This is a genomic window from Pseudomonas sp. BF-RE-22, from assembly GCF_019956155.1.
Taxonomy (GTDB): Bacteria; Pseudomonadota; Gammaproteobacteria; order Pseudomonadales; family Pseudomonadaceae; genus Aquipseudomonas; species Aquipseudomonas migulae.
Genome location: NZ_JAHBDD010000033.1, coordinates 177,525 through 199,959, shown reverse-complemented (window position 1 = coordinate 199,959; position 22,435 = coordinate 177,525). Strand labels below are relative to the sequence as shown.

General features: G+C 55.6%; 13 protein-coding genes and 2 pseudogenes. 5 read left to right on the top strand and 10 right to left on the bottom strand.

Annotated features, from left to right (window positions below; translation table 11 throughout):
* Nucleotides 1-1,011 precede the first annotated feature (1,011 nt).
* The 5 genes and pseudogenes from KGA82_RS17485 to KGA82_RS17465 form a co-directional block, all read right to left on the bottom strand.
* Nucleotides 1,012-1,182: pseudogene (locus KGA82_RS17485) on the bottom strand (5'-nucleotidase); the annotation flags it as partial.
* A gap of 117 nt (nt 1,183-1,299) precedes the next feature.
* The gene (locus KGA82_RS17480; protein ID WP_223451548.1) at nt 1,300-2,925 is read right to left on the bottom strand and encodes a GTPase; all 1,626 of its coding nucleotides are present in this window, start codon (nt 2,923-2,925) and stop codon (nt 1,300-1,302) included.
* Nucleotides 2,912-4,765, bottom strand: a complete 1,854-nt coding sequence (locus tag KGA82_RS17475; protein WP_223451541.1) for a dynamin family protein — start codon at nt 4,763-4,765, stop codon at nt 2,912-2,914. Before KGA82_RS17475 ends, KGA82_RS17480 begins: the two co-directional genes overlap by 14 nt.
* Nucleotides 4,762-5,226 carry a hypothetical protein gene (locus KGA82_RS17470; protein ID WP_223451538.1) on the bottom strand — a complete coding sequence of 155 codons (465 nt, stop codon included), beginning with the start codon at nt 5,224-5,226 and terminating at the stop codon, nt 4,762-4,764. The genes KGA82_RS17475 and KGA82_RS17470 overlap by 4 nt, the downstream gene beginning before the upstream one ends.
* A gap of 29 nt (nt 5,227-5,255) precedes the next feature.
* Nucleotides 5,256-6,113, bottom strand: coding sequence for a GTPase (locus KGA82_RS17465; RefSeq protein ID WP_223451537.1), 858 nt, complete (start codon nt 6,111-6,113; stop codon nt 5,256-5,258).
* A gap of 1,107 nt (nt 6,114-7,220) precedes the next feature.
* Between KGA82_RS17465 and KGA82_RS17460 the strand changes: the two genes are divergently transcribed.
* The 5 genes and pseudogenes from KGA82_RS17460 (at nt 7,221) to KGA82_RS17440 (ending at nt 14,367) form a co-directional block, all read left to right on the top strand.
* Entirely contained in the window at nt 7,221-8,021 is an 801-nt protein-coding gene (locus KGA82_RS17460; RefSeq protein ID WP_161428770.1) for a hypothetical protein, read from the top strand.
* A 1-nt stretch (nt 8,022) separates the two neighbouring features.
* The gene (locus tag KGA82_RS17455) at nt 8,023-10,488 is read left to right on the top strand and encodes a DEAD/DEAH box helicase (RefSeq protein WP_161428771.1); all 2,466 of its coding nucleotides are present in this window, start codon (nt 8,023-8,025) and stop codon (nt 10,486-10,488) included.
* A 64-nt stretch (nt 10,489-10,552) separates the two neighbouring features.
* The gene (locus tag KGA82_RS17450; protein ID WP_223451535.1) at nt 10,553-11,155 is read left to right on the top strand and encodes a hypothetical protein; all 603 of its coding nucleotides are present in this window, start codon (nt 10,553-10,555) and stop codon (nt 11,153-11,155) included.
* Between the two features lie 210 nt (nt 11,156-11,365).
* Nucleotides 11,366-11,476, top strand: a pseudogene (locus KGA82_RS17445) (IS5/IS1182 family transposase); the annotation flags it as partial.
* 263 nt (nt 11,477-11,739) lie between these two features.
* Entirely contained in the window at nt 11,740-14,367 is a 2,628-nt protein-coding gene (locus KGA82_RS17440) for an AAA family ATPase (protein ID WP_223451534.1), read from the top strand.
* 460 nt (nt 14,368-14,827) lie between these two features.
* Here KGA82_RS17440 and KGA82_RS17435 read toward each other — a convergent pair whose 3' ends face one another.
* The 5 genes from KGA82_RS17435 to KGA82_RS17415 form a co-directional block, all read right to left on the bottom strand.
* Nucleotides 14,828-17,524, bottom strand: a complete 2,697-nt coding sequence (locus KGA82_RS17435; RefSeq protein WP_223451528.1) for an ATP-binding protein — start codon at nt 17,522-17,524, stop codon at nt 14,828-14,830.
* Nucleotides 17,525-17,756: 232 nt separating this feature from the next.
* Nucleotides 17,757-18,680 carry a DUF2971 domain-containing protein gene (locus tag KGA82_RS17430; protein ID WP_223451526.1) on the bottom strand — a complete coding sequence of 308 codons (924 nt, stop codon included), beginning with the start codon at nt 18,678-18,680 and terminating at the stop codon, nt 17,757-17,759.
* A 262-nt stretch (nt 18,681-18,942) separates the two neighbouring features.
* The gene (locus KGA82_RS17425) at nt 18,943-20,142 is read right to left on the bottom strand and encodes an XRE family transcriptional regulator (RefSeq protein ID WP_223451524.1); all 1,200 of its coding nucleotides are present in this window, start codon (nt 20,140-20,142) and stop codon (nt 18,943-18,945) included.
* On the bottom strand, nt 20,139-20,783 hold the full coding sequence (locus KGA82_RS17420; protein ID WP_223451522.1) for a hypothetical protein: 645 nt from the start codon (nt 20,781-20,783) through the stop codon (nt 20,139-20,141). The genes KGA82_RS17425 and KGA82_RS17420 overlap by 4 nt, the downstream gene beginning before the upstream one ends.
* Nucleotides 20,784-21,333: 550 nt before the next feature.
* The gene (locus KGA82_RS17415) at nt 21,334-22,431 is read right to left on the bottom strand and encodes an MFS transporter (RefSeq protein WP_223451520.1); all 1,098 of its coding nucleotides are present in this window, start codon (nt 22,429-22,431) and stop codon (nt 21,334-21,336) included.
* Nucleotides 22,432-22,435: the final 4 nt, after the last annotated feature.

Genomic DNA, 22,435 nt, shown 5'->3' with positions numbered 1-22,435 from the left:
TCTTTGCACTGTTCCTGGAACCGGCATCGGACTACTTGATTGGCGGTTACACCGCGTTCTACGCCAAGACGGAGACCGGCCGGGTTGATTATGCCAATGCTGCCAAGTATGTGCGTTTGCACGGTTGGGACGGTCCGCAGATCCACGATACCGCTGCCCGCAAGCGCGGTGCGCCGCACGACCACCTGGAGCATCCGCTGCACAGCGTTTGGTCGCTGTTGGTACCGCGCTTGCCGCAGACCCTGTATCGCAAGCTCGAAGGCTGGGCGCGCGACAACAAGGCGATCGCGGAAAACTTCGCGAACTACATCAAGGCCGGGTTTCTTTATGCGAGTCCTGTCGTCGTCGAGCTTTATGCCTGGTTTGTCGAATACTGGCAGCAGACCCATGAGCGTGAAGCGCAGCGTGCGTACCGTGGTTTTCAAGAGTGGGTAAGCGCACGTGTCGATGACTCTTTGATGCTGCGCTATTTCATCGCAGCGTTGGAGACGTTCGACACGCTGTGCGGCAAGATCATCGATCATGGTTTAGAGCAGTGGGACGAGGAGTGGCGCAGCCTCAAGCGCCTCACCAGCCCATGCTGGTATGCCTGTGGCGACAACAGCGAAGGGCGCCCGCGCCTCATCCTGGGCTTCAATAGTCCGTTCTATCCCAACGTGCTGGTCTCCACTTCGGTACTCCAGGAAGGGGTCAACCTGCATTTGCAGTGCCACCAGATCCATCATTACGGTCTGGCCGGCTCACCCGGTGACAATGAGCAACGCGTGGGGAGGCTGGATCGCCTGTTTGGCTGCGTGAACCAGCGGCTGCAGCGGTCAGGCAACGCAGAGCTGAGCATTCACTATCCGTTTTTACAGGGATCGGTCGATGAAGACCAGGTTGCTTCGTTCATAGAGCGCAAGCATCAGGTGGAAGAGCAAATGGACGCGTGCGTGCAGGTGCACTTCGATAAACAGCTAAGGATCAGTGACGCTCAACAGTGGCGTAGCTTCCTGCGCAAACCAGTGCCCATCAGCGACGAGCCTCTGCAGGATCCGTATGGCGCTGTGTTTCCTGCGCCGGGCCGACAGTGTTTGCTACCCCAAACGGCACATGCACCATCGGCAGATCATCCGCTGGAGACTGCAGTTGACTGCGTTGATCGTCGAAGAACACGTGGGGCTTGAGGATCGACAGTACCTTCATGATACGCAGCCTGAGTTGCAATAGTTGGTGTTAGCGAAGTGGGCTGTATATTAATTGAGCGCCATCGAGCCTTGCGAAGTCGCGTAAGGAGGGGGCACGCCCCCCCTTACCGAGTCAATACGCTTGACGCAGTGCCAGCAGGGCTTCTTCGAACAAATGCTGGTCTTGCGTCTGTTCTTGCCCGCTCTGCACGAGCAGCGCGCGCTGGGTCGCCATCCATTCATCGATCGGCTTGAAGACTTCCTCAATCACCAGGGCAATCTGGTTCAGATAGGCTTGGCGCAAGTCTTCGACAAAGGTGCTGGCCGCATCCTCCACCGCCTTGGTCTGGCGCTCCAGCGTGGCCTTTTCGGCCTTTTCACTGCTGATGGCCTGGTAGATGCCGTAGATGGCCATCCCTGCCTGTACCAGCGGGCCAGCCCAGCGTCCGGCCATAGCGGCCCAACGTTCCATGGTCTTCTTGCCGATCCCCTTGAACAAGGTGGGCAACAGCTCTTTGCCCAGTTCCAGCGCCTTCTTCACGCCTTGCTCGGTCATCGTTTTCAGGTCGCCCATGGGCATTTTGCGCATGGCATCCTTGAGCGCTGGCGACAATCCACTGTCGTCATTGCCGTTGCTCTCGCGAGTAACGCCATTCACGCAGGCGTGAGCAGCACCGAAGGCGCTGTCGGCCAAAGTCTGGCCAATGTCTTCAAGTTTGCGCTGGGTTGCCGGCAACTCGGTCTTGAGGGCAGTCATCATGTCGGCGGTCAGCGCGGCGATGACTCTTGAGGCGCCGTCTTCCATGGCCTGCTCGCCCTGTCCAGCGGGTTGGAGGTGCGCATCGTTGATCAGCGCTACGACGCTCGACTTGGCGCGCACGCAGCGGCTGTCGAGGTGATGACGCAGCACGTTCTGCAGCCGGTCACGCTCGCTATCGATCTGCATGCGGGCTTTGTCCAGCGCCTGCGCCTGTTCATCGCCGCCGGCCTGATGCAGGCGCATCAGCGCCAGTTCGATGGTTTCTTGCAGGTCTTTGCGGCAGGTCTTGAACATCACGCCACTGTCACTGCTGGCAAGGAAATCGCCCAGCGCCTGTTCCAGTTCGAGGATGCCGCTGAACTCCACCAGTGGCTCCTTACTTTCGACACGGCCGCGCAGGGCAGCCTTGGCGTTGACCCAGTGAATCGGCACCTGCTCCAGGATATCGCCGATGCCATGGGCGAGGGCGGCGCTCTGCAGATGCTGGCGCAGGTTGTCGTTGATGCTGACGAAGTCGCGGCTGTCGTGCTGCACACCGGCCTTGTTGTTGACGATCAGCATCACCCGGCGGCCCGAGACGACGATCTGCGCCAGGCGTTCCCAGGTGGCGGCCTCGTCGATCGTACCGCCGGCTGCCACCACAAACAGCACCACTTCGCTGTCCTGCAATTGCTGCGTCGCAACTTGCTCATGCCTGATCGGCGCATCGATACCCGGTGTGTCCAGGAGCACGTACCCCTGCCAAGGATACTCGGCCACCACCGAGGTTTCCGGGTGGTCGGCCATTGGCGCTTCGGCGCGTCCCATTAGGGCGTTGAGCAGCGTGCTCTTGCCCGCGTTGTAGAGCCCATAGACCATGATCTGCGGACGCAGGCGTGCCGCTCGGCTATGCAATTGGTTGCCCAGTTCGCTGACGCGTTCGGCTGGCAACCAGCGCTGGAGCGGCGCAGTGACTGTGTCGTAAGTGGCGAGTACACGAGAGAAGTCAGGCAGGGCCATGATCGAGTTCCTTGCTAATGGCGTTGATCTGTTGAGCAGCGAGGTCGTCCAGGTTTTTCAGGGCCTGGCTGAGATTTGACAGCCAGGTCGATACATCGACGAAGCACAGCGCATCGAGCTGGAGGTAGAGCCGGTTGAGGCGATCTTTGGCGTAGTCAATGAAATGCTCGCGCGTCGTTAGAGAAACTTCGTCACGGTTGTCGCCGACGATGATCTCGAATTGGGTCGTTTCATCGAACTGGCCGCCCGCCGCCGCCCCAGCCTTGGCCCCCATCCAGCCACCGATGGCTGCACCGATTAACCCGCCGATGATGGTTCCGGGTCCCGGCAGCAGCATCGTACCAAGGGCGGCACCGGCCTCAGCCCCGCCCCAACCTCCGAGCCCGGCACCCCCGGCCTTGCCGATGCCTTCGTTGCGCCGCGATTGGTAGTTGACGCTGCGCGTGCGAGGGGTAAACCCCGGTAGCGCCTTGCCGGCCGGCGCCACGCTCTGGGCTGCATGGCCCAAGTCTTCGAACTTCTGCCCGATGGCCTCGCACAGTGCCCCGGCGCACTCGGCAAATTGGCGGTCGAACAGCGCCCAGCAGGCGTCGAAAAATCCCTGGTCGTCCAGCGCGTGTTGATCAGCCAGCTTGTTGATCTCCATGGGCAGGCGCTGCTGCAGTTGGGAGAGCACCCGCTCGGTGTTGTTTTTCAGCTCTTTGCGCGCATTGGTCAGTTCGCTCTGCAACTCGCTCAAGAGCGTCTGCTGCAAACTGATCGACTCGCTCAATTGGCGGCAGAAGGCTTGCAGATTCTTCAACGGCACTTGCTGCTTGATCTGCAGGCCTTCGGCAACGGCAAGGCGGCCGATTTCTGCCGCAAAGTCGGCCAAGCCGCTGACTTGCCAGCGCTCTTGCTGTTCCTCGGCGGGGCCTTGCTCGGCATAGCAGGAGGAGATGGAGTGAACCTTGAGATCATCCAGCGAACATTCGGGGGCTGATTCGCGCAGGGACTGGATGAAGTAGTCGACTTGCAGCTGGCGTGCGCTGTCGCCTTTCATGATCAGCTTCTCCACGACCTCACCGTCATCATCGACGTCCACGTCGTTTTCGTCGCTACCGGTGAGCAGCACGATCATGTTCTTGTCTCTGTGCAACAGAGCCCTGGCCTCGTCCAAGTCCGAACGACGGCCTGGGCTTTCGGATTTGCTGAGGAAGATCACCAGGTCGGCGGCGTCGACGTAGTCCTTGGTCAGCTCACCGTTGCCCGCGTTGACCGAATGCAGCCCGGGCGAGTCGACCCAAGTCAACCCTGGCAGGCGGAACCCTTGGATGGCGCTGGTGGCCTCCACGACATCGACGCCGAAACAGCCGTTTTCGCGGATCTTCGCATCGCTGGTCTGTTCGCACAACCGAGTGGAGGCTTCGCTGAAAAACTCAGGTTTGGGCTGTGCCTGGGCGATCAGTTGCGCATCGGGTTCGGTGCGGCCATAAGCCAGGTAATTACCCAGCGATGACTTGCCAGCCTTGACCTTGCCAAAGACAAACACCAGCAGGGAGTCGCCGAACTTGCTGCGAAACTGCGTGTTGCGCTCGTAGTTCCTGACGTTCTTGATCCAGGCGTCGAAGCGCTCATCCAGATTGTTTTGGCAGGCCTTGGCAAAGGTCAGGAAGGGGTGATCGGGAGCCAGGCCGGAGCGGCTCCATGGCGAAGTTGTGCGAATCCGCTCCAGCGCATCCAGAGTCTGCTTAAGGCGCGCTTCGCGCTCCTCGACCTGGCGTTGCACTTCGTTGAACCCTTGCGCGACCTGCGTAAAGACATGCAGCAGTTCGCTGCGGTTGGCGGGAGCGGGCGTCATAGCGATCTGTCCAGTAATTGTCGTTTCAAGCGTTTGAGGCCTTGAATTTCAGTGCGCAGGGCTTTGACTTGGCCTTCGCACTCTAGCCATTTAGGGCTGAATCGGGTGTTGGGGGCCAGCAGACGCAGGGCCTTGAGCTGGCCTTGGGCCGTGGCTTGAGGCGGGCTGGCGATAAACGCCTGCAGGCTTTCTATCGTCACACCGGCGTGGCCTTTGCCTGAAAGTATGATGTCGGCCTTGTGCGTGGCCATCAGCTCGCTCAGCTGTGCGTCGATGTCCTGAGTGAGCTGTTGATTGCGCTGCGCCTGCAGTTGATCCCTTGCCTGCTTGCGTGCCCGCGCCTCGGCGCGTTCGCGCGACTTGGCGCGTGCCTGGCGCTCGGCTTCTTCCTTTTCACTGCTGTCGGAACTGACGACCGCTGCCACAACGGTTCCGATCACAGGTATCAGTAACCACCACATGTTGATTCTCCTTGCGTGATATCAATCAGTCAGCCGCGGGCCAAGCCATGGCTTACCGATTCGAAGAGTCCGTCGACACTGCTTTGCAACTGTTCGAGCTGAGCGGCCTGCGTGCCCTCGAGCTTGACCAGTCGCTTTCTACGCTGGGCAATCTGCTGGTCGAGGAAATGCTCCAGGACGTCGCGACGGTGATCGTCGCGTTCGGCACGCTGTTTGCTCACACCTCGCTCAAGCAGCACCGGATGCGCCTGCAGATGCTCGCGCAAAGAGTCGAAGCCGCTCAGTTCGAGCAGCTTCGTGTTGCCCTTACGCACACCGTTGCGCAAGGTGGTGAACGAGGTTGCGAAGGCAGCCGGCACGGTCCCGAACAGCGACTGCAAGATCTTGCTGATCGCCTGCTCGCTGACTTCCCGCTGGGTGACGCTTTCGGCATGGGTAAGCACCACCACCAGGTGGCGCTCCAGATCCAGGCGACGGCGCTTGAGTTCGCACAAGAAGGCCGTTTCGATTTGTTCAAGCGTGGCGGTACGCAAGTTGTGCACGAACAAAATGACATCGGCATTGGCCAGGCCCAACCACGCGAGTCGATCATCCTCATCGCAGGCATCGATTCCCGGGGTATCCAGATAGAGGCGTCCTTCATGCTCCAACGCCTGTAATTGCGTGGTTGCCCGTATTTCCTTGGTTTCAAAGACTTCCGTTTCAATATGCCCGGTCAGGCCGTTGAGCAGTGCGCTCTTGCCCGCATTCATGAGTCCGCATACGGCAATCCGAGGTGCCGGGCCAAGGCTTTTCGCCTCTTCCAGCTCCGTGCGCAGGCGGCAGAAGTCAGGGTGTTGCTGGGTAAGCTGAATCAGCAGGTCGTCGTCCGGCACCTTTCGCTCCATGTGTTGGATCCCGTTTGGTGCATAGCATGGCGATGAGATGGCTAAGTGGCAACTGGCTATTAGTCGTTAGAGCGCAGGCTGCATGAGGCAATCATGTCACTGGCATCCAAATAGCCCAGAAGCGAATGGAGTGTACGTGCTCCATACGATGTACGAAGGATTACGGTGTCACGTCTGCTAGAAGTCTGGTCAAGCCTCCAGCATCACTAGGAGTGAGCGGCCGACTTTCTGGCAGCGCTTTGAAAAGCGTCGGGGTGAGGTCTGAATTCAGCTTGGCAAGCTACACCTGCGATATTAATTGCACAGGAGGTTTCACTCGGTTGCTCACGCACTTGGGCAGAGTAGTGCATCTCATCGGCCTACCTTCACTCCGCGGTGTTTGGGAAGAGTAACGGGTGAGTTTTCGAGAGGGGACTGTTGAACTCTAGGCTGGGGGCATCCTTTTCAAACCATCCAAAGCATGCCCTCAGATGTGCCCCCAATGTAGCAATCCACTGGAAGTGAATGGAGCTCCATGGTTTGTGGAAAGGCAGAAATGATCAGATGAACAGCCCGCCCGGCGAAACCTAGAGACTGTCAGGATCGCCAAAGAACATTTTGACTAGGCTCTAGGACGGTATTTTTAGGCGGAAAAAATTCAAATGTGCCCCCAATTTTGCCCCCAGTGCATCAAGTTCGTGAGTGGCGATTTCCAGCAGAGCCAGATGGATTCAGATGGCTTTCAGTAGTTCATAAGTGCGGGGGAGGAGCTCACACTGCCTACCTCTCAGTCGGGAATGACCAGCGGCGTTGGATGGGGCTGTCTACAGTGCTGCGTATCTTTCAGTCCGACGCTGGATTGGCCTACGAACAATTGGATATTTATACAGCTGTTACGCGAACTCCGACGATTTGCACCAAAAATTGTCTTCGATCTTGTTTACCGGTCCCGTCAATCACGCTAACTTGCGGTAACGCTGGCACAGTGCCGCTATCGGTCATCCCTGACTAGATCTCACCCGCGCGCACAGCTGCTCAGCTGGTGCCTACCCTTAATCAGGGCGGGATGATTGATCGCGCGCAGCAACCGCAAGAGGATTCTGCGGTTTAGTGTTTGTAGGAAGTGTTATGGATGGCGTGAGCTTCAAGCAGGTAGACCAGTATGCCTTGTGTTGTGTCGAGAATTTTTCTGATGAGCTTAAGCTCGCGCTGAGGGAAAACCTCACCCGTATCTGCCATGGTGCTGATCAGGCCAGCAAGGACAGGGCGATCTACAAATACCCAGCGACGATTAAGCACTTCTGGAACGAGCGCTATTCCAAGAAACCGTGGGAAACCCGGATTGGTATGCTGGGTGAGCTCCTGTCTCACGTCATCATTCTGAAGCTCTTCCCCGACTTCGATGTGGTCTCCCCGTTCTTCAATATGGAAGAGAAGAGCATCCGGAAGGGCTTCGATCTCCTCCTATACGAGACCTCAACCAACAACGTCTGGATCACCGAGGTAAAGTCGGGCGGTAGAGGGGCGGACAAGACGTCTTGCTCGGCCACAAGTGCGCAATTGCGTTTGGCTCGGGATGACCTCAAGAGGCGTTTGGCTGAGCCGGAGCTCAATCACTGGCTCAACGCGATCAATGCCGCGAAAAATGCGATCCACAACAAAGCAAATTACCGGGACTCAGTTATTGAGATCTTGGAGATGGAAGGTGATTTGGCTGAAGAAGACGTGGCGAGTGCTTCGGACAACAATGTGTTTCTGGTCTCTGCCCTGTTCAGCGAAGTGTCCCAGGCTATCGCCGAAAATACCGTGTCAAATTTCACCACCAAGCTGGTAGCTGACGCTGTGTTCAAAACGGTGTGGGTGCTGTCGCTCCACAAAGGCACCATGGAAAAGCTGGAAGAGTTCTTGAGGCAGGAGGCGGAGCAGTAGCATGGAAGAGCTGACTATCAGGAAACTGGGCAACACCAAGTTCAAGGATCTGTATTTCCAACTCCTCAAGGGAGACGAACTGGGTAACACAGAGATTGTGAAACTTTTGGCTATCGCCGTGCTGCTCCTTAACCACAAGACCCTTGAAATTCGGCGTCTCGGCTACCGCATTATCCTGTTTTACGGTAACGCTTCGGGTCAGTACCAGGCGCTGTACGATGTAGCACTCAACAGTGGCCTGCACCCTGTCTCAGCAGTAATCAGCAGCTACTTTTCCGAGGGTGATCACCGCAGCGAGTCGTTCATCCGAAACATCGTGGGCAGCTACATCGATACCTTCCGTGATCAAGGCATCGTGCTGACTGAGCAACAGGATGCCCTGCGGACATTTGTTCAGTCGGAGTACCGTAAGTCGTCAGTCGTGGTTGCTCCGACCAGTTACGGTAAATCTGAGCTCATCATCCAATCGGTGAGGGAAAATCCAGGGCAGCGGATCCTGATCCTCGTGCCCTCTAAGGCTCTGCTGGCCCAGACGAAAAAGCGGTTGATCTACGCGGACATTGAGGGGTTGGGCAAGGTGGTGACCCACCCCGAGATGTATTCGGTTGAGCGAAAGAACAGGGCATTTGTCCTGACCCAGGAGCGGCTCAACAGGCTCTTGAACGAGAACGCCGGGCTGAGCTTCGATATGGTCTTCGTCGACGAGGCCCACAACCTGCTGCAGAGCGACCGCAGAAGTGAGTTACTGGCTGCCATGCTGTGCATCCTGGGGGCTCGTAACCCGGAAACATCGTTCAAGTTCCTGACTCCCTTCCTGTGCGATGAACTCAATGTCCGTGTGCGCTTCCTGGACATGATCCCGAGCGGATTCAAGATCGACGAGTACATCAAGTCTGAGCGCTTCTACATCAAGGATTTCAGGGCAGGGAGGGACCAGACGAAGCTCAAGCTCTATGACCATTTCCTGAACGACTGGATAGAGTTCGATCGGAGGTATGCAAACTGCTTCGAGCTCATCAAAGGCGAAGCACTGTCCAAAAACATCGTTTACGGCAACAGGAAGAAAAGCATTGAGTCATTTGCGGTTGAACTGGCAGCCGTGCTGTCGCCCGTAGATTGTCCGCTGATCCAGACGGCTTGTGCCGAGCTAGAAGAGCTTTTTGACCGACGCTACAAACTGATCGGCTGCCTGCGCAAAGGGGTTATGTACCACCATGGTTCGATCCCTGACACTATCCGTCTTTACTTGGAGAACCTGTTCAGCAGCTCCAAGCAGATGAGGTTTCTGGTTTGCAACTCCACGCTTCTGGAAGGGGTGAACCTGCCGATCGAACGACTCTTCGTCTTTGACTTTTTCAAAGGGAAGCAAAAGCTGACGCCATCTCAATTCAAGAACCTGGTCGGACGCGTCAACCGGTTCAGTGAGGTCTTCGCGCCTGGAGCTAAGGCTGCGTTGAGAAAGCTGGAATCCAGCATCTACCTGTTGGGCGTAAATGGCTACACACGCGACAGTGCAGCACTTGCGACTTTTTACGATAAATCCGTCAACGTCTCAAAGGTGGTCAAGGACACTGTCAGCAACGTTCTGCTTGAAGCCACCAAGATCATCGATGGGAAGGTGTCGGTTCTCTACGACGACGCCGTGGCTCGTCTTGAGAATCTGCATCCTGGCGTGGTTAAAGATCGAGAGTGTCGGTACGTTACCACTCAGGTGGGCAAGCTCCTCATCGCGAACAGTGTCAGTGAAATTGACGTGTTCTCAGAGGAGGAGGCTATTGAACGGAAGATCAGGCGAGGCATCGAGGCGAACGGCGTCATCAACACCGTTGACAGGCTGATGCTGGCGATCTCCAAATCGTTCGTCGATCACTTCGACAACAGCCGAGAGTACAGCGACCTGGTGCGTCTCAAGCAAGAGCCTGCCCGGAATTTCTACGCCATGATCCTGGATTGGAAGCTGAAGAAACTCAGCGTCAAGCAGACGATCCGACAGACGCTCGCGTACTGGAAAAAGTTGGTCGAGACTAGCCATAGCGATCACGTGTTCGTGGGTAAATGGGGTGATACCAAATATCGCGACAGCAAATACGAGAACTGGGTAAGGATCTCCCAAAAGGATGACGGCGAGCGTATTAACCTGGCAATCGTCCGTCTCAAGGACGAGGACGATTTCTTCGACAACAAGATTTTCAAGTTCGTCGAGGTACTGAATGGGGTAGATGCCCTGGATCCAGGGTTCTACAAACTCATCAAATACGGTACCGCGGATGACACCAAGATCAAGCTCATCCGCGATGGCTATAGCCATGGCCTGGTAGATTTGATGCTCGAACGGTACCCCGAAACTGTGCGTTCGACGCTCGGCGGCGAGATCGAAGTGAGCCCTCGCCTAGTCAACATGATGATCAACAACGAGGAAAGCGATCTGCTGATTTTTGAAGCCAAGATGAACCTCAAACCCATCTGATTGGGGATCTTGGAAACGCCTGAGAGGTTGATCAGGGTAGGCGACAAAATCTTCGTATGTCGGAATGGCTACTAAAGTTTTTTTCGTTAATGAACTGGGTGGTATTTTGAGAAAAGACAAGCTTCCTTGGGATGAATCGATTTCGTTTGATGACTACAAGCTTGATCATGTCTATACGCAGACAATGATGAACTTTACGTCAGTGGATAAATGGCTGTATCTAGGGGCCGATGCAGGTAATGACCGCTTCGCCAAGATAGGTATAACTATGGGGGATTTAGGCTCTAGGTCGTACAGTTCAGCAAATCCTAATTACTATTTGTTCTGTGCTTTTAAATGCAATCATGATGTGTCTAGAGATGAGCTGATACACATGGAGAATGTGGTGCTTGAAAGGTTGGACGGTTTGTTTAAGTACGACTATGGTGCATCTAAAAGAATGTATCATTATGAGTCGGGTGTCCTGTCTGAGTGTTATCAAAATATAAATTTTCAAGAATTTTTTGTGACTCTACATCAGGAAATTTATGATGGGTTTAGGCACAAATTTGTTATTAGTGAAATGGTGAACGAGATTGGGATGGGGTATGGAGAGTTTGTGGATTGCCTGTTCAGTCACAAGATAACGAATCATCAATATTTTAGGGACATGATTATCCAGTACTAACGAACTGTTAAGAAATTTGGTGGCAATGCATTGCGAAAGGGCACCGAGGCAACGATACGACTCTGACATCGTTTAAGCGTAATGATGGCATTGCCAACCCTTGGGGAGCTTGTTGAAAGTTCAAATGAAAAGAGTGCCGGGCATGGTGCCTAGCCCTCTGCACGAAATCCTGAGAAACCCAATCGGTGCCCCTCGGGGGCTTCGTTGTAAGAAATGCCAGATCGCCTCGGTCCGTGGTCAACGGTGTGCCAACGTTTTCGAGGCTGGCGAAACCTAGGGACGTCCGATCAGATATTCAACCGCTTGCATCTCAGACTGAATGAACGGGCCTGATCTATCAGCAAGCTCGGATGGACGACAGAGCCGCTGTGCGAGCATCCTGAGCCTCGTGATGCTCTGCGACGCTAACTGTACACTTTTGCTTTTCCTCTTCTCAGTATAACGCGCTGCCCGCGATGCTCGGCCAGTCCCTCTTCGGCCAGGAAGTGAGCGCGCTGACTTGGCAGTCCGCATTTTCCGACTACGCTCTTTGCCGAGCTCCCCAAAGAGGGGGTGCGGTTACTTGATCAACATAGGGAGCGGTCATGTCGAGTTTACAGGCGGAATATCAGCGGTTTTTGGTCTATCTGGCCGGCCAGCCAGTGCACGATGACGTCCGGCGCATGGCGAACCTGATCATGGCAAATCTTCACACTCTGGCGGAGGTGGGTACCCAAAGACGGGGGCGCTCTACGAGGCTGGCTCCTCTCGCGCTTCAGCAGCTTGCTCAAACGCCTGCAGAGCTACCTGGGGCCACTCAGCTTGCTCAAGCCGCTGGCAGTCATTTGCGCCTGGATCGATTGGAGGTCGGCCCGTTTCGAGGTTTCATGCAGGCCGAATCATTCGACTTGAGCCGTGATATCACCTTGATCTACGGGCCGAACGGGACAGGGAAAAGCAGCTTTTTCGAAGCGCTCGAAATGGCCATGCTCGGCTCGATCAGTGAGGCAGAGGCCAAGCGATTTGATAATCGCGCCTACTGTAATAACGCACGCTTAGGACGTCATGTAGCGCCGCGGTTGATGGGTTCGCTAAATGGTGCTCCCGCGGCTCAGGTGCAGGCAAACGAAGAGAGCTTTCGTTTCTGCTTCGTGGAGAAAAACCGGCTCGATGACTTCGGTCGCATCGCCGCAAGAACTCCAGGTGATCAGCGCCAATTGATCGCGACCTTGTTTGGCGTCGACCAGTTCAGCGAATTTGTCCGGGGCTTCAATGCCACGCTGGATGAAAACCTTAGTATTTCCAGCATCAAAGCACTTCAATTGGAGGGAAGGCGCAACCAGGTTGCCGCCTCTCAGCAGACCTTGGATGCCTATCAACAACGGCTCGTAGGGATTGTTCAGGAAGAGGAGGCGTTGGCCGCCAGAATTTATCCGGGAAGCACTTATCAAGGCTGCGTCGACTGGATTTTTGGCACACAGGAGAGGCAGGGCCAATTGGCGTATTTGCAAGGTGTCTTGGAGTCACCGTTACCCATAATCCATGGGTGCACTGTGGCAAACCTATGGCAACTGCGCGCGCAGGTCTTTGAGTGGCATGGGGCAAGCCAGGCAGCGCAGCAGGCGCTCAGTGCCAGAGCGGCGGACGTTTCGTTTTCCAACCTCTACGACTCCCTCCTGCAGCTGGCAGAGGGTGCAGCGGCCTGCCCGGCGTGTGGTACGCCGCTGGATCGGGTCGCTTACGATCCATTTGAACGCGCGCGAACGGGCTTGGCGCAACTCGCCGAGCTCAGAACTTTGCAGCAGCGGTCAGTGGACGCCACCAATAACTGCAACGAAGCCTTGCGGTCGCTGCTCATCGAAATGCGGAGGGTGTGCGATGTCGCGTCACAGGTATGCCCAAACGAATTTCAGGCAGCACAATTGCCCGCACTTCCTCCCACTTCTGTCGGTCAGTGGCTGCAGCCCTGGATGAATGAAAATGAGAGGGCATGGCAAGCGCTGGTGCAACTTATGATTCTCATTGAGCAGGCGGATGCTGCTAGCCGTCAGGTCGTCGAGCAAAGACAAACCTTTGCACAGCAACGTCAGACGCTCGATGGGTTCAGAGGTGACATCGAGCGCTGCAGGGTGATGCGCTTTCAAGCACTTCAAGAGTTTACTCAGGCGCAAGCAACGATCACCCAATTCGAGACTGATAATCAGCAATTGATCGAAGAGGTGGGGCGCGAGGCGCTGACGCTTGAGCACAATAGGCGGATCAAGGTTGCCTACGATGCCTATCTGCTCCAGCTGCAGGCGTACCTGGCCGCATTGCCTGCTCAATTGCTGCAGGGGCTGGGTGACAGTGCTCGGGATCTCTACAACCTGTTCAACCGGGAAGATCCACGGCCAGCTCAGATCAATGCGCTATGGCTGCCATTGGCTGAAAACGGGAAAATCGAAATTGAATTCGTAGGTCAGCCAGGTGAACGCTATGACGCCTTGCTGATCTTGAGCGAGGGACATATCCGATGCCTGGGTCTGGCGATTCTTCTGGCGAAAAATCTCGCAGAGGACTGCCCAATCGTGATCTTCGACGATGTCGTCAACGCGATTGATGATGAGCATCGAGATGGCATCTGGCGTACCTTCTTTGAGAGTGGTCTGCTCGATGCCAAGCAGGTCATCCTCACCTCGCATGCCGAGGAATTTTTGCACCGAATCCAGCAGGAGATTGGCGCCCAGCGGGCAGCGCAGATTCGTCGGTACCGCTTCCTTCCCCACCATGGCGAGCACCATCTACGCATCGACACCGACCCACCTACAAAGAATTACGTTTTGCTTGCCAATGCGGCGTTGCAAGCCGAAGAGAAGCGCGATGCATTGCGCCACTCAAGGGCGGCAATTGAGAGTTTGACGGATCGTGCATGGACATGGTTTGGGAAACGTCAGGATGGACGATTAGAGCTCAAGCTTGGCGGCCCCCGAGCCAAATGGGAATTGAACAACAAATGTCTCAAGCTTCGAGCTGCGCTTGGTCGGATTCCGAATCCTGCCCAAGGCCTTCAGGACTTTCTTGCTGGGCTTGAGGCTCTGCTTCACGTCAATGGGGCCTCCATTGAATGGAGTTATCTGAACAGCGGGACGCACGACTCGCAGCAAGATCATGAGTTTGATCGAGCCGCGGTCAACACGATTGTAACGGCTGCTCTGGCAATGGATCGGGGTCTAGAAGTGCTGAGGAACGGTTGAGGGTAGGGGACGGCGAGAGCTCGTGAATGAGGGCTCTGCTGTCCGAAACGCGAGGCACTATCTGCTGACAGTCCGCTGGGAAATGTGCGGGGGTAAGTGATTGAAAGCGATTGCCTCAGACCTTCTGAGAAAGCTTAATTTAGTTGCCGGCTCGTTTCGTATCGGCAAGCACGCATGTCAGAAAACGTGTTAACTGGTTTTTTGTGGTGTAAACGACGTAGGTTTACAGTCTAAAAAAATGGTTAACACGGCAATGTTTTAGGAGCAAGTCAGGTCACCAAGTCGTTCGGTTTGGAAGGTGCCTGAGTCGGACGCCTACGTCCCCGCTTTCAGTGTCTGTCAGTCCATGCATTGAGAGTGGCGGCTTGGTTGTGGGTAAGGAGACAGCTATTTCTTCTGAACGTCCGAGGCTCTGCGGGTGGAGTGCCCCCCAAGCGGAAGGGCATCAATGTTTTCAGGGCTACCTTACTCGACCCGCTCGAATGTCTTCGATCAAGCTCAGCTGGGAGTCAAACTCATGGCGTTGGGCATCTGTGAACCCTGCGCGAAACGGTGCGATTGATGCCATCTCGCGGTCGGCGGATTCAAAGTCTCTGCAGTAGGCCAAGATCACAGCGTAGAAACTGCGAGCACTGGAGAGCTCACCTAGTAAATGTGCTTGCTTGATGAGAGGGATAATGTTGGTGCCCACCATTGTCCGTGCAGCTTGAAAGTCACGCATATCCATCATGTCCTGAGCAGCGTCCAGGCCAGTCCTCACCACTGAGCTGAATGACTGCGTACACACAAAAAATTTCCATGCATACAGACGATAGAGCTGTGGGTTCACCCCTCGTTTCTTTAGTAGGAGTGCTTTGACTTCGTAGGCGTTCGCAAGGTGGGTTACCAATGTTGCATCTGCAGATACCTCGCGGAGGTGTTCGATGACTGAGTTAGTCGGGCGCCCATGGATCCACTGCTCATTCATGTGGAGCAGCTTGAGATGTTCATTGATGACTTTCTCGATCAATACTTCGGCTGCCCTGTATTGATGGACTCGCCATAGCGCCACTGCACTGCAGTAATCCAAAGTACGACGCTGATCTTGAGACAGAGCGGGTAATTTCTTGATGAGTTCGATAGCGTCATGAACACCTTTGGCGTTCTGCTGTAAGCCTTGCCACTCCATTTCCTTTTGATGGTAGGAAAGCAATGCCCGATCTGACAGCTGATGGTTGGCAACCAATTGGGCCATTGAGGACAGATAGATCGATTTCTGTTCCGGGTTCTCTGTTCGATTCGTAATGAAGAGGAGAGAGTCAAACGCCCAAAATCTAGTCTCGGCATCAAGATCAGATGAGGTGGACGCCTTTTCGAGATAATCGATGAGCAGCGACGATAGCCCCGTCTCCTGGAATAGCTCTTCCCCGGCCAGCTCAATGAGAAACTCGCTGTCTTCAAGATCGATCAACGTCTTGATGAGCAGCCTGAGCTTATGATGGCTACGCGTTTGCTTCAGGGAGGTCAGAAGCAGATCTTTGAGCACCACCTTGGTTGCCAGCAAGCGTGGGTCTGCCACGGCGTGCAACCCGCCTGCTCCAACCAATCGCATAGCATCGTGGAGTTTGATTTCGAGGCTGCCTTGCACCTCCAGGACGCCAAGCGCACGAAGTGCTCGGATGGCCTGATTAACCCCAGCAGTAGGTGTTGTTGCGTAAGCTGCCATCAAGCTCTGCAGCTCGTTTTGAGTAATGGCGACATCGACCATGCTCAGAAGGGTAACGATGTGCAGGCTCGTTTCTGGGAGCCCCTGGTACACCTTGGCAAGAATGAGTTCCTGTGCGGTCGTCTCCAGCGTGGCTTGTTGCTCCAGCGCGGTACAAAGCGCGGATAGATCCCCCGCATAGTCTTTGGCTGCGAGTCTGGTGGCGCTTTGGAGATACAGAGGCATGCCGGCAGTCAGTACGCGCAGCCTTTCCAAGGTCTCAACGTTACCCCTGGCACCCAGGCGAGAGGCCTCTGCCGCCACGGAGTCCAGGCTCCACCCCTGAAGCACCTCCCGACGCACCCCCGTCAGTTGCTCCACTTCCTGAATCGATCCGACGGGTTGGCACAGGAGGATGAAGCGCATATGCGTGGTACAACCGAACACGGCCTGTAGGTCTGCCGCAGGAATTTCATGAGCGTTATCGACGATCACCAGTGGCTCTATGCCTTGGATCTCCAAGTGGCGACCCAGCGCTGTCATCGCGTCGATGCCAGATGCGCCTGGGGCGAAGAGTTCGCCAATTTCATGAGGCTTGTCGACTAGTCCGCCGGCGATCTCCCTCACCAGGGATCTTGCGAACGCTGGGCCCGCGGTCTCACGTGCATCGAAGTAGATGCACGGTTCCGGGGTGTGCATTGCGGCCTGAGCGCACCAGGATGTTTTGCCCGCACCGGAGAAGCCGCAGATGATCCGAATGCGCTCACCGTTGATGAGTGCAGGCTCGTCAATCTGCGGGAGATAGTGGGTTTGAAGCGCCGGCAATCTTTGCAACTGCGTCAGTAGCTGCTCGAACAGGGCAGGCAGCGATTCTGAGTGGAAGGTGTAACCACCTAGGTTCTGGTGCCCAGTGGCGGCGGCTTGCACCTTTCCCGCCAGTTTCCATACCAGCGATTCGGGTACCAATGCCCCATGAGGAATCGTCTCTGCCAGCTTCACACAGTCGGCCACCGCGTGACTCAGATCAGTCCAGCAACTCGGTAGGCACGCAAACTCCGCAGGGAGCGTCTCGCCCGGATGGATGAATTGCACATCATCACCCAATTCACCATGCTTTATTTGGGTGCCGAGTTTCGGGCCTGGGGACTGGTTAGAGGCAACCACGAAAAGAGGAGTGCCGTGTCGAAGGCCTTGCTCGTGCTGCTCGCGGAGTAGCTGAAACCGATCTAGAGCGGTGCCGAGGTCGCTCGGGATAAGGGGATCGCTGCGAGTTTTAACCTGGACATAAATCCGGGTATCTGCGAGCACGATTTCGACGTCCTCATCTCGCTCGATCACCACACTCAGGACGTTTGATGCCTTGGCTTTGAGCAGGCACGCTACCGCGAATAGATGTTGATACAGGAAGCCGCCATGGACAGCAGCAATCCGCTTTTCCTGGGCTTCATCAAGGGTTGGGTAATTGACTGACATGACGTGTTCTTCCTGCGTTCCTTGGCATCAACCGCGGAGTGCGTGATTGCATTCCACTTGAGCAACCGTTTGCATCGCCAACGACCTCTCAATTGCATTCAACCTGACGAGTCGTTTGCACTGGATTTGGCCAGCGCGCTGAGTGTCCATGACCAAAACCCAGCGCTACGGTCTTTCATGGTGGGCGAAGGTTCACCCCTTGATCGGCACAACACCCAAGAAGGGCGACGCCTTAGAGTTCGTGGATATCCACCTGGTACCGCTTCGGATTCTTGCGAGCCTGGAAAAATTTTGGCTTGAACCCATAGGTTTCAATTGCGTTGATGTGGTCTTTCACGTCGGCATGACTCATGCGCATGCCAAACACGACTTCCTTAAGAGCACTTTGGTTGAAAACCTTGGACCCAGAACCTTCAATCGTCACATTACCCACTAGGAATGTGTATTTTTCTTTGAGTTGCTCTTCGGAGTAGTAGGGTGACTGGCTTGGATTCGACCTAAGCAGCTCTAGTTCTCGTTCGTAGTGTTCATCAGGCGCAAAGCTGCTGTTGTACTCCATTTCGGGTTTAGCCACCGAACGCCACTCGCGCTCATATGCCCAGTCAGACGACTTCTGCAAAAGAGAAATCGCCGCGAATTCAGCTTCAGTGTGTGAATAGTATTCGAGCGTGCGATAGCGATTCTGGTAGATGACCTCTTCAGCCGGTGGTAGGCCTGTCTCGTCCCACTCGAATCCCAAGCACATTCCATAGTGGTTGGAGGCGTAGTGAGCCCAGAGCAGAAGATTGTCGGGATTTTCCGCTAACGACACTATTCCGAATGAGTCGATCATGTCCCGGTAGTATCGGTCGTGATCAATATGGGTGTCGTTCAATACCTTGTCGTATATGCGCTCGATGTTGAATTTCGCATTCGAGTGTGTACCTTGAACGCTGTCGATAAAGCCGCCCCTTTTACGGGCTCGCTCGCGCAATATTAACCAGTGTCGGTCTATGGCCTCTGCTCGGGACGAGTTAGGCTCTACATTGACTTGTGCGTCGAAGGGGTCGTTGAAGGTTGAGGCCTTGGCGTAATACAAACTAGACGACGAAAAAATTCGGCGTGTGTTGTCGTTGTCAGCGCTCCCCATTGCGGATCGATACTTGTACAAAAGCATGCTTTTTCCTTGCGTAAATTTAACCGCGTTCCGGTCATTCAGTCCGTAAGTGATATAAGGGTGATGTTGGCCACATCAATCGTGAAACAGTTTGATCCGAGGACGGCATTCAGTCTGAAGCAACCATTAATTCAAATTACTTGAACCACATGAGCCCGGCCCGCTGTCAGAGGGCAGAAGAGTACCGGGTGCATTCTCCTGCAAAGGGCCTTCAGTCGGTATTGGCACTTCTGATCAGAGGCTGATCACCTCGGCCCCAGGGTCAGCGACCCCGGGTGAACGGAACTACAACCCCTGGTTCGCTCGCAGGCTTGGCATGGGGAGCATCAACATTTTTGAGCTTGGCCAGATGCACCACAGCAGCGTTGCCGCTGAGGTAGCGCAGAGGCAAGCCGCTAAGCATCTCGATATCAGTTGCCGACAAGCCAATGTAGCTAGATACCGCATCGACGGGCATAACTCCTGATGACGCCAATAGCTCAATGGTGCGCTTGAGGAGTCGAGTTTGCTCCGGTGCACGGCCATCATCACCCGGTTCAGCCTTGACGCCCCAACGAGCAGAGCGGCGCTTGAAGAGCAAACTCTTGGTTTCGTCGTCGATGATCTTCAAGGCCCAAAGGCGCATGAACATGGCGGCAACGGATACGCCCCATCGTTGCTTTAGCAACAGCAGGCTGTCCAGCGTGACCGGGCTTCGCACATCGGCGGCAAAGGTTTCAGCCGGGAGCAGGAACGCACCCGCAAATCGGTGAGCCTGGTCTTCCATCATCTTGTGTCGAACAGGGTCGGTCGAGCGCTCGATGCCTTTGTGCAGGATCAGGTGACCCAACTCATGAGCCAAGTCGAAACGGCTACGGAAGCCATTTTGCTTGTCCGCTGACAGCAATATCATCGGGCGATCCAAAGCCTGGCTCCAGGAAGAAAGGCCTTCGATTGTCGCGATGCCTGTTTCTTCACGAACGAGAATTACCCCAGCGCCTTCAACTGCCATGGCCAGATCTGGGATAGCGCGTCGCCCCAGATTCCACAGCGCGCGGCATTCATCTGCAGCTTCCTCGATATCCGCGCTCGTGATCTGCTCCGGATCAGTGAATGAGCGCACAGGCAAATTCACGTCAGGAAAATCCACGAATTCGCTGAGGGCCAGCGCGATGTCTTGGGCCCACTCCAACCGGGCTTCGAGCATTTTTCGAGCGTCGGAATGCGCCGAGGCGTTGCTCCTGAACAGTGGGAGTGAGCACTTCTCTGGTAAGGGGCGAGTGAACCACTCCGGGGTCACATTGATGACCTGGGAGAGGCTCGTCAACGCCTCAGCTTCAGGGGATTGCTGGCCATTTTTCCACTTGCTCACGGTAGCAGGTGAAACCCCGACCATACTGGCCAGGGCAACTTGAGAAAGGCCGCGTGCCGAAAGCGCTTGTATCAGCCGCCCCGGCTCAAACCCTGTAATTCCACGACTCATGATGCTGTCTGCTGTCCTGTTTCGAGTAGGCCTTTCTTGAGCTTCGGCGTTGCCAGGTCGACTTGCAACTGAGGCGCCTCGTCGTAGCGAGCCAGGAACCGGCCCAATGGCTCACGGAAAAGCCAGCCCTTCATTTTGGTGTCTGGCACTGCGATGTGTATTTCCAGTGGCCGTTCAGGTTGGTTGGTCAACGAGCCGCTGAAGCACGCTACGAAGAAGAACGTAGCGGTGGTGATAGGTTCCGCAGCAAAAAGCGAAGGCTGCACCAGTTGGGTAATCGACTGATTGGCCTCGGCAAGCTGACGGCGGATCGCGCTGCGACCACAGTTGTTCCAGGTCTCCGAGGACATGTTCACCCGGCTGAATTTGAAAATTCCAGCATGCCCCACGACAACGCTGTTGCCTTTGAGCGGGGTGTGGACGGCATCCGCGGCGCGCAGGGTCTCGTCAAACGCTTCATTCATGAAAAACGCCCGCATCTGGCCCAACGCATTCTTACGATGGTTCTCGTCCATGTCCTTTGTCGCTTCATGGGCGCGAACTGCACCGACCTCGCAGGCGTCTTCAACGCCCATGATCAGGTCGCGCGGGACGTGCTGGATCAGCAACTTGGGAATGGTAAGGCTGCGGGGTTCAATCATTGAGTGATTCTCTGGTTTCGAATAACGAGATTATAGCCTCAAAAAATTTCGTGTGGATAGGCCTTGTGCCGTTCGTGTTGAGATAAGGGCGAGGTTGCCGTCGATGGCCAGTCTGCGATGGGTCGCTGAGCCATCATTGGCCTTGGCAGTTTTATGCACCACGCTGATCCTTCCGATATCGCCTCTCATTGGAGATCGTTCCCACCTAAACGGATGTCCGGTTCCATTGTCCATGGGTGGAACTATGTCAGGTCGACAAGAATTTTCGGGAGGGGAGGTGACATGATTGGACGCTTGCTGCCAAGCATCGATGGGACACGCTTCATTTCTACACCGGCTGACGGGCGTCAATCTGCTTGTGCGCGAAAGAACTGGTATCAACCAATCCTTTCGCGCGCTGCAGCGCTTGGATTTCAAATCAGGCCTGATTGGTTGAGCAACCAAGACAATCCTGTTCTATCAGAGGGGCTCGACCTCCACGGCACCCCTGCGTTCGATTCACGCACGCTGGGAGCGGGTGACGGCGGGGGAGGCCTGCGTAGGAGCCCCCTCAATCTGATCTGCATGCGCACCGCTCTTGGGTAGAACGAGTGCAACGCCTGCAGCCAAGGCAAAGAAGCAGGCGCATACGATCAGGCCGCCACTGAAGCCAATGGCACCCGAGATTCCCGCGAGCAGGAACGGCGACATCGCGACTATTCCCCGCCCGACATTGAAGCAGAAGCCGGCGCCGGTGGAGCGTACCCCGGGTAGGGAAAAGCTCGCTGAGGTAGGAACCAAAGAGACCAAAGAACGCGGTGAAGAGGCCGAACAATGGCCCAAGCCACAGTAACGCATTGTGGTTACTGGTGATGGCGTAGATCGGCATCACTGCCGCTACCCCCAGAAGCGTGATGATGATGGTGCGACGACGGCCAATGTGATCAGCCAAGAAGCCGAACCCGTTGTAGCCGACAAACATCCCGATGTTGAGGATAGTAACGAAGTAGGCCACGGAAGATGAAGACAATCCCCGCTCCACGGCTAGGTAGGTCGGTAACCAGGTCATCGCGCCCCAGTACCCGGTCAGCGCGAACGCTACCATGAGCGTCCCTAAAATGGTGGTACGACGCAGTGGCCAGGCAAAGACGTCCCGCACAACCACTGTGTTAGATGCATGCTGTGCTTTCTGTTCTGCCCAGGTCGCGGACTCTTTGAAAGTGAACAGGATGATTGAAACGGGCAGCAGCACAGCGATGCCGGCCACCAAAAACATGAGTCGCCAGTCAGGCAAGAAGTAACCAGAGACCAGTGCCGCTACAGCACCCCCGGCTGGAAATGCGCTGATCACGAAGGCGGCAGCACGGCCTCTACTCTCGACTGGCCATGTTTCGACGATATAGGCGGAAACCACACTCCACACCGACCCCAGGGCAACGCCGGCGAGGAATCGAAGCATAAGGAAGCACGCGAAATTCGGTACGACAGACAGAGCCGCGGTGAATATGCCAAAGGTAATCAGCGCCGCAATCAGCGCTTTCTTTCGACCGAAATTATCTGAGATATAGCCCCCGACCAGGCTACTGAAGCCGATACCGACCAGGGTCAGCCATTGCCCGGATACCCTCTCATCAGCGAAAAGCTTGCCCTGAGCTCGATCGCTTGCCATCCCC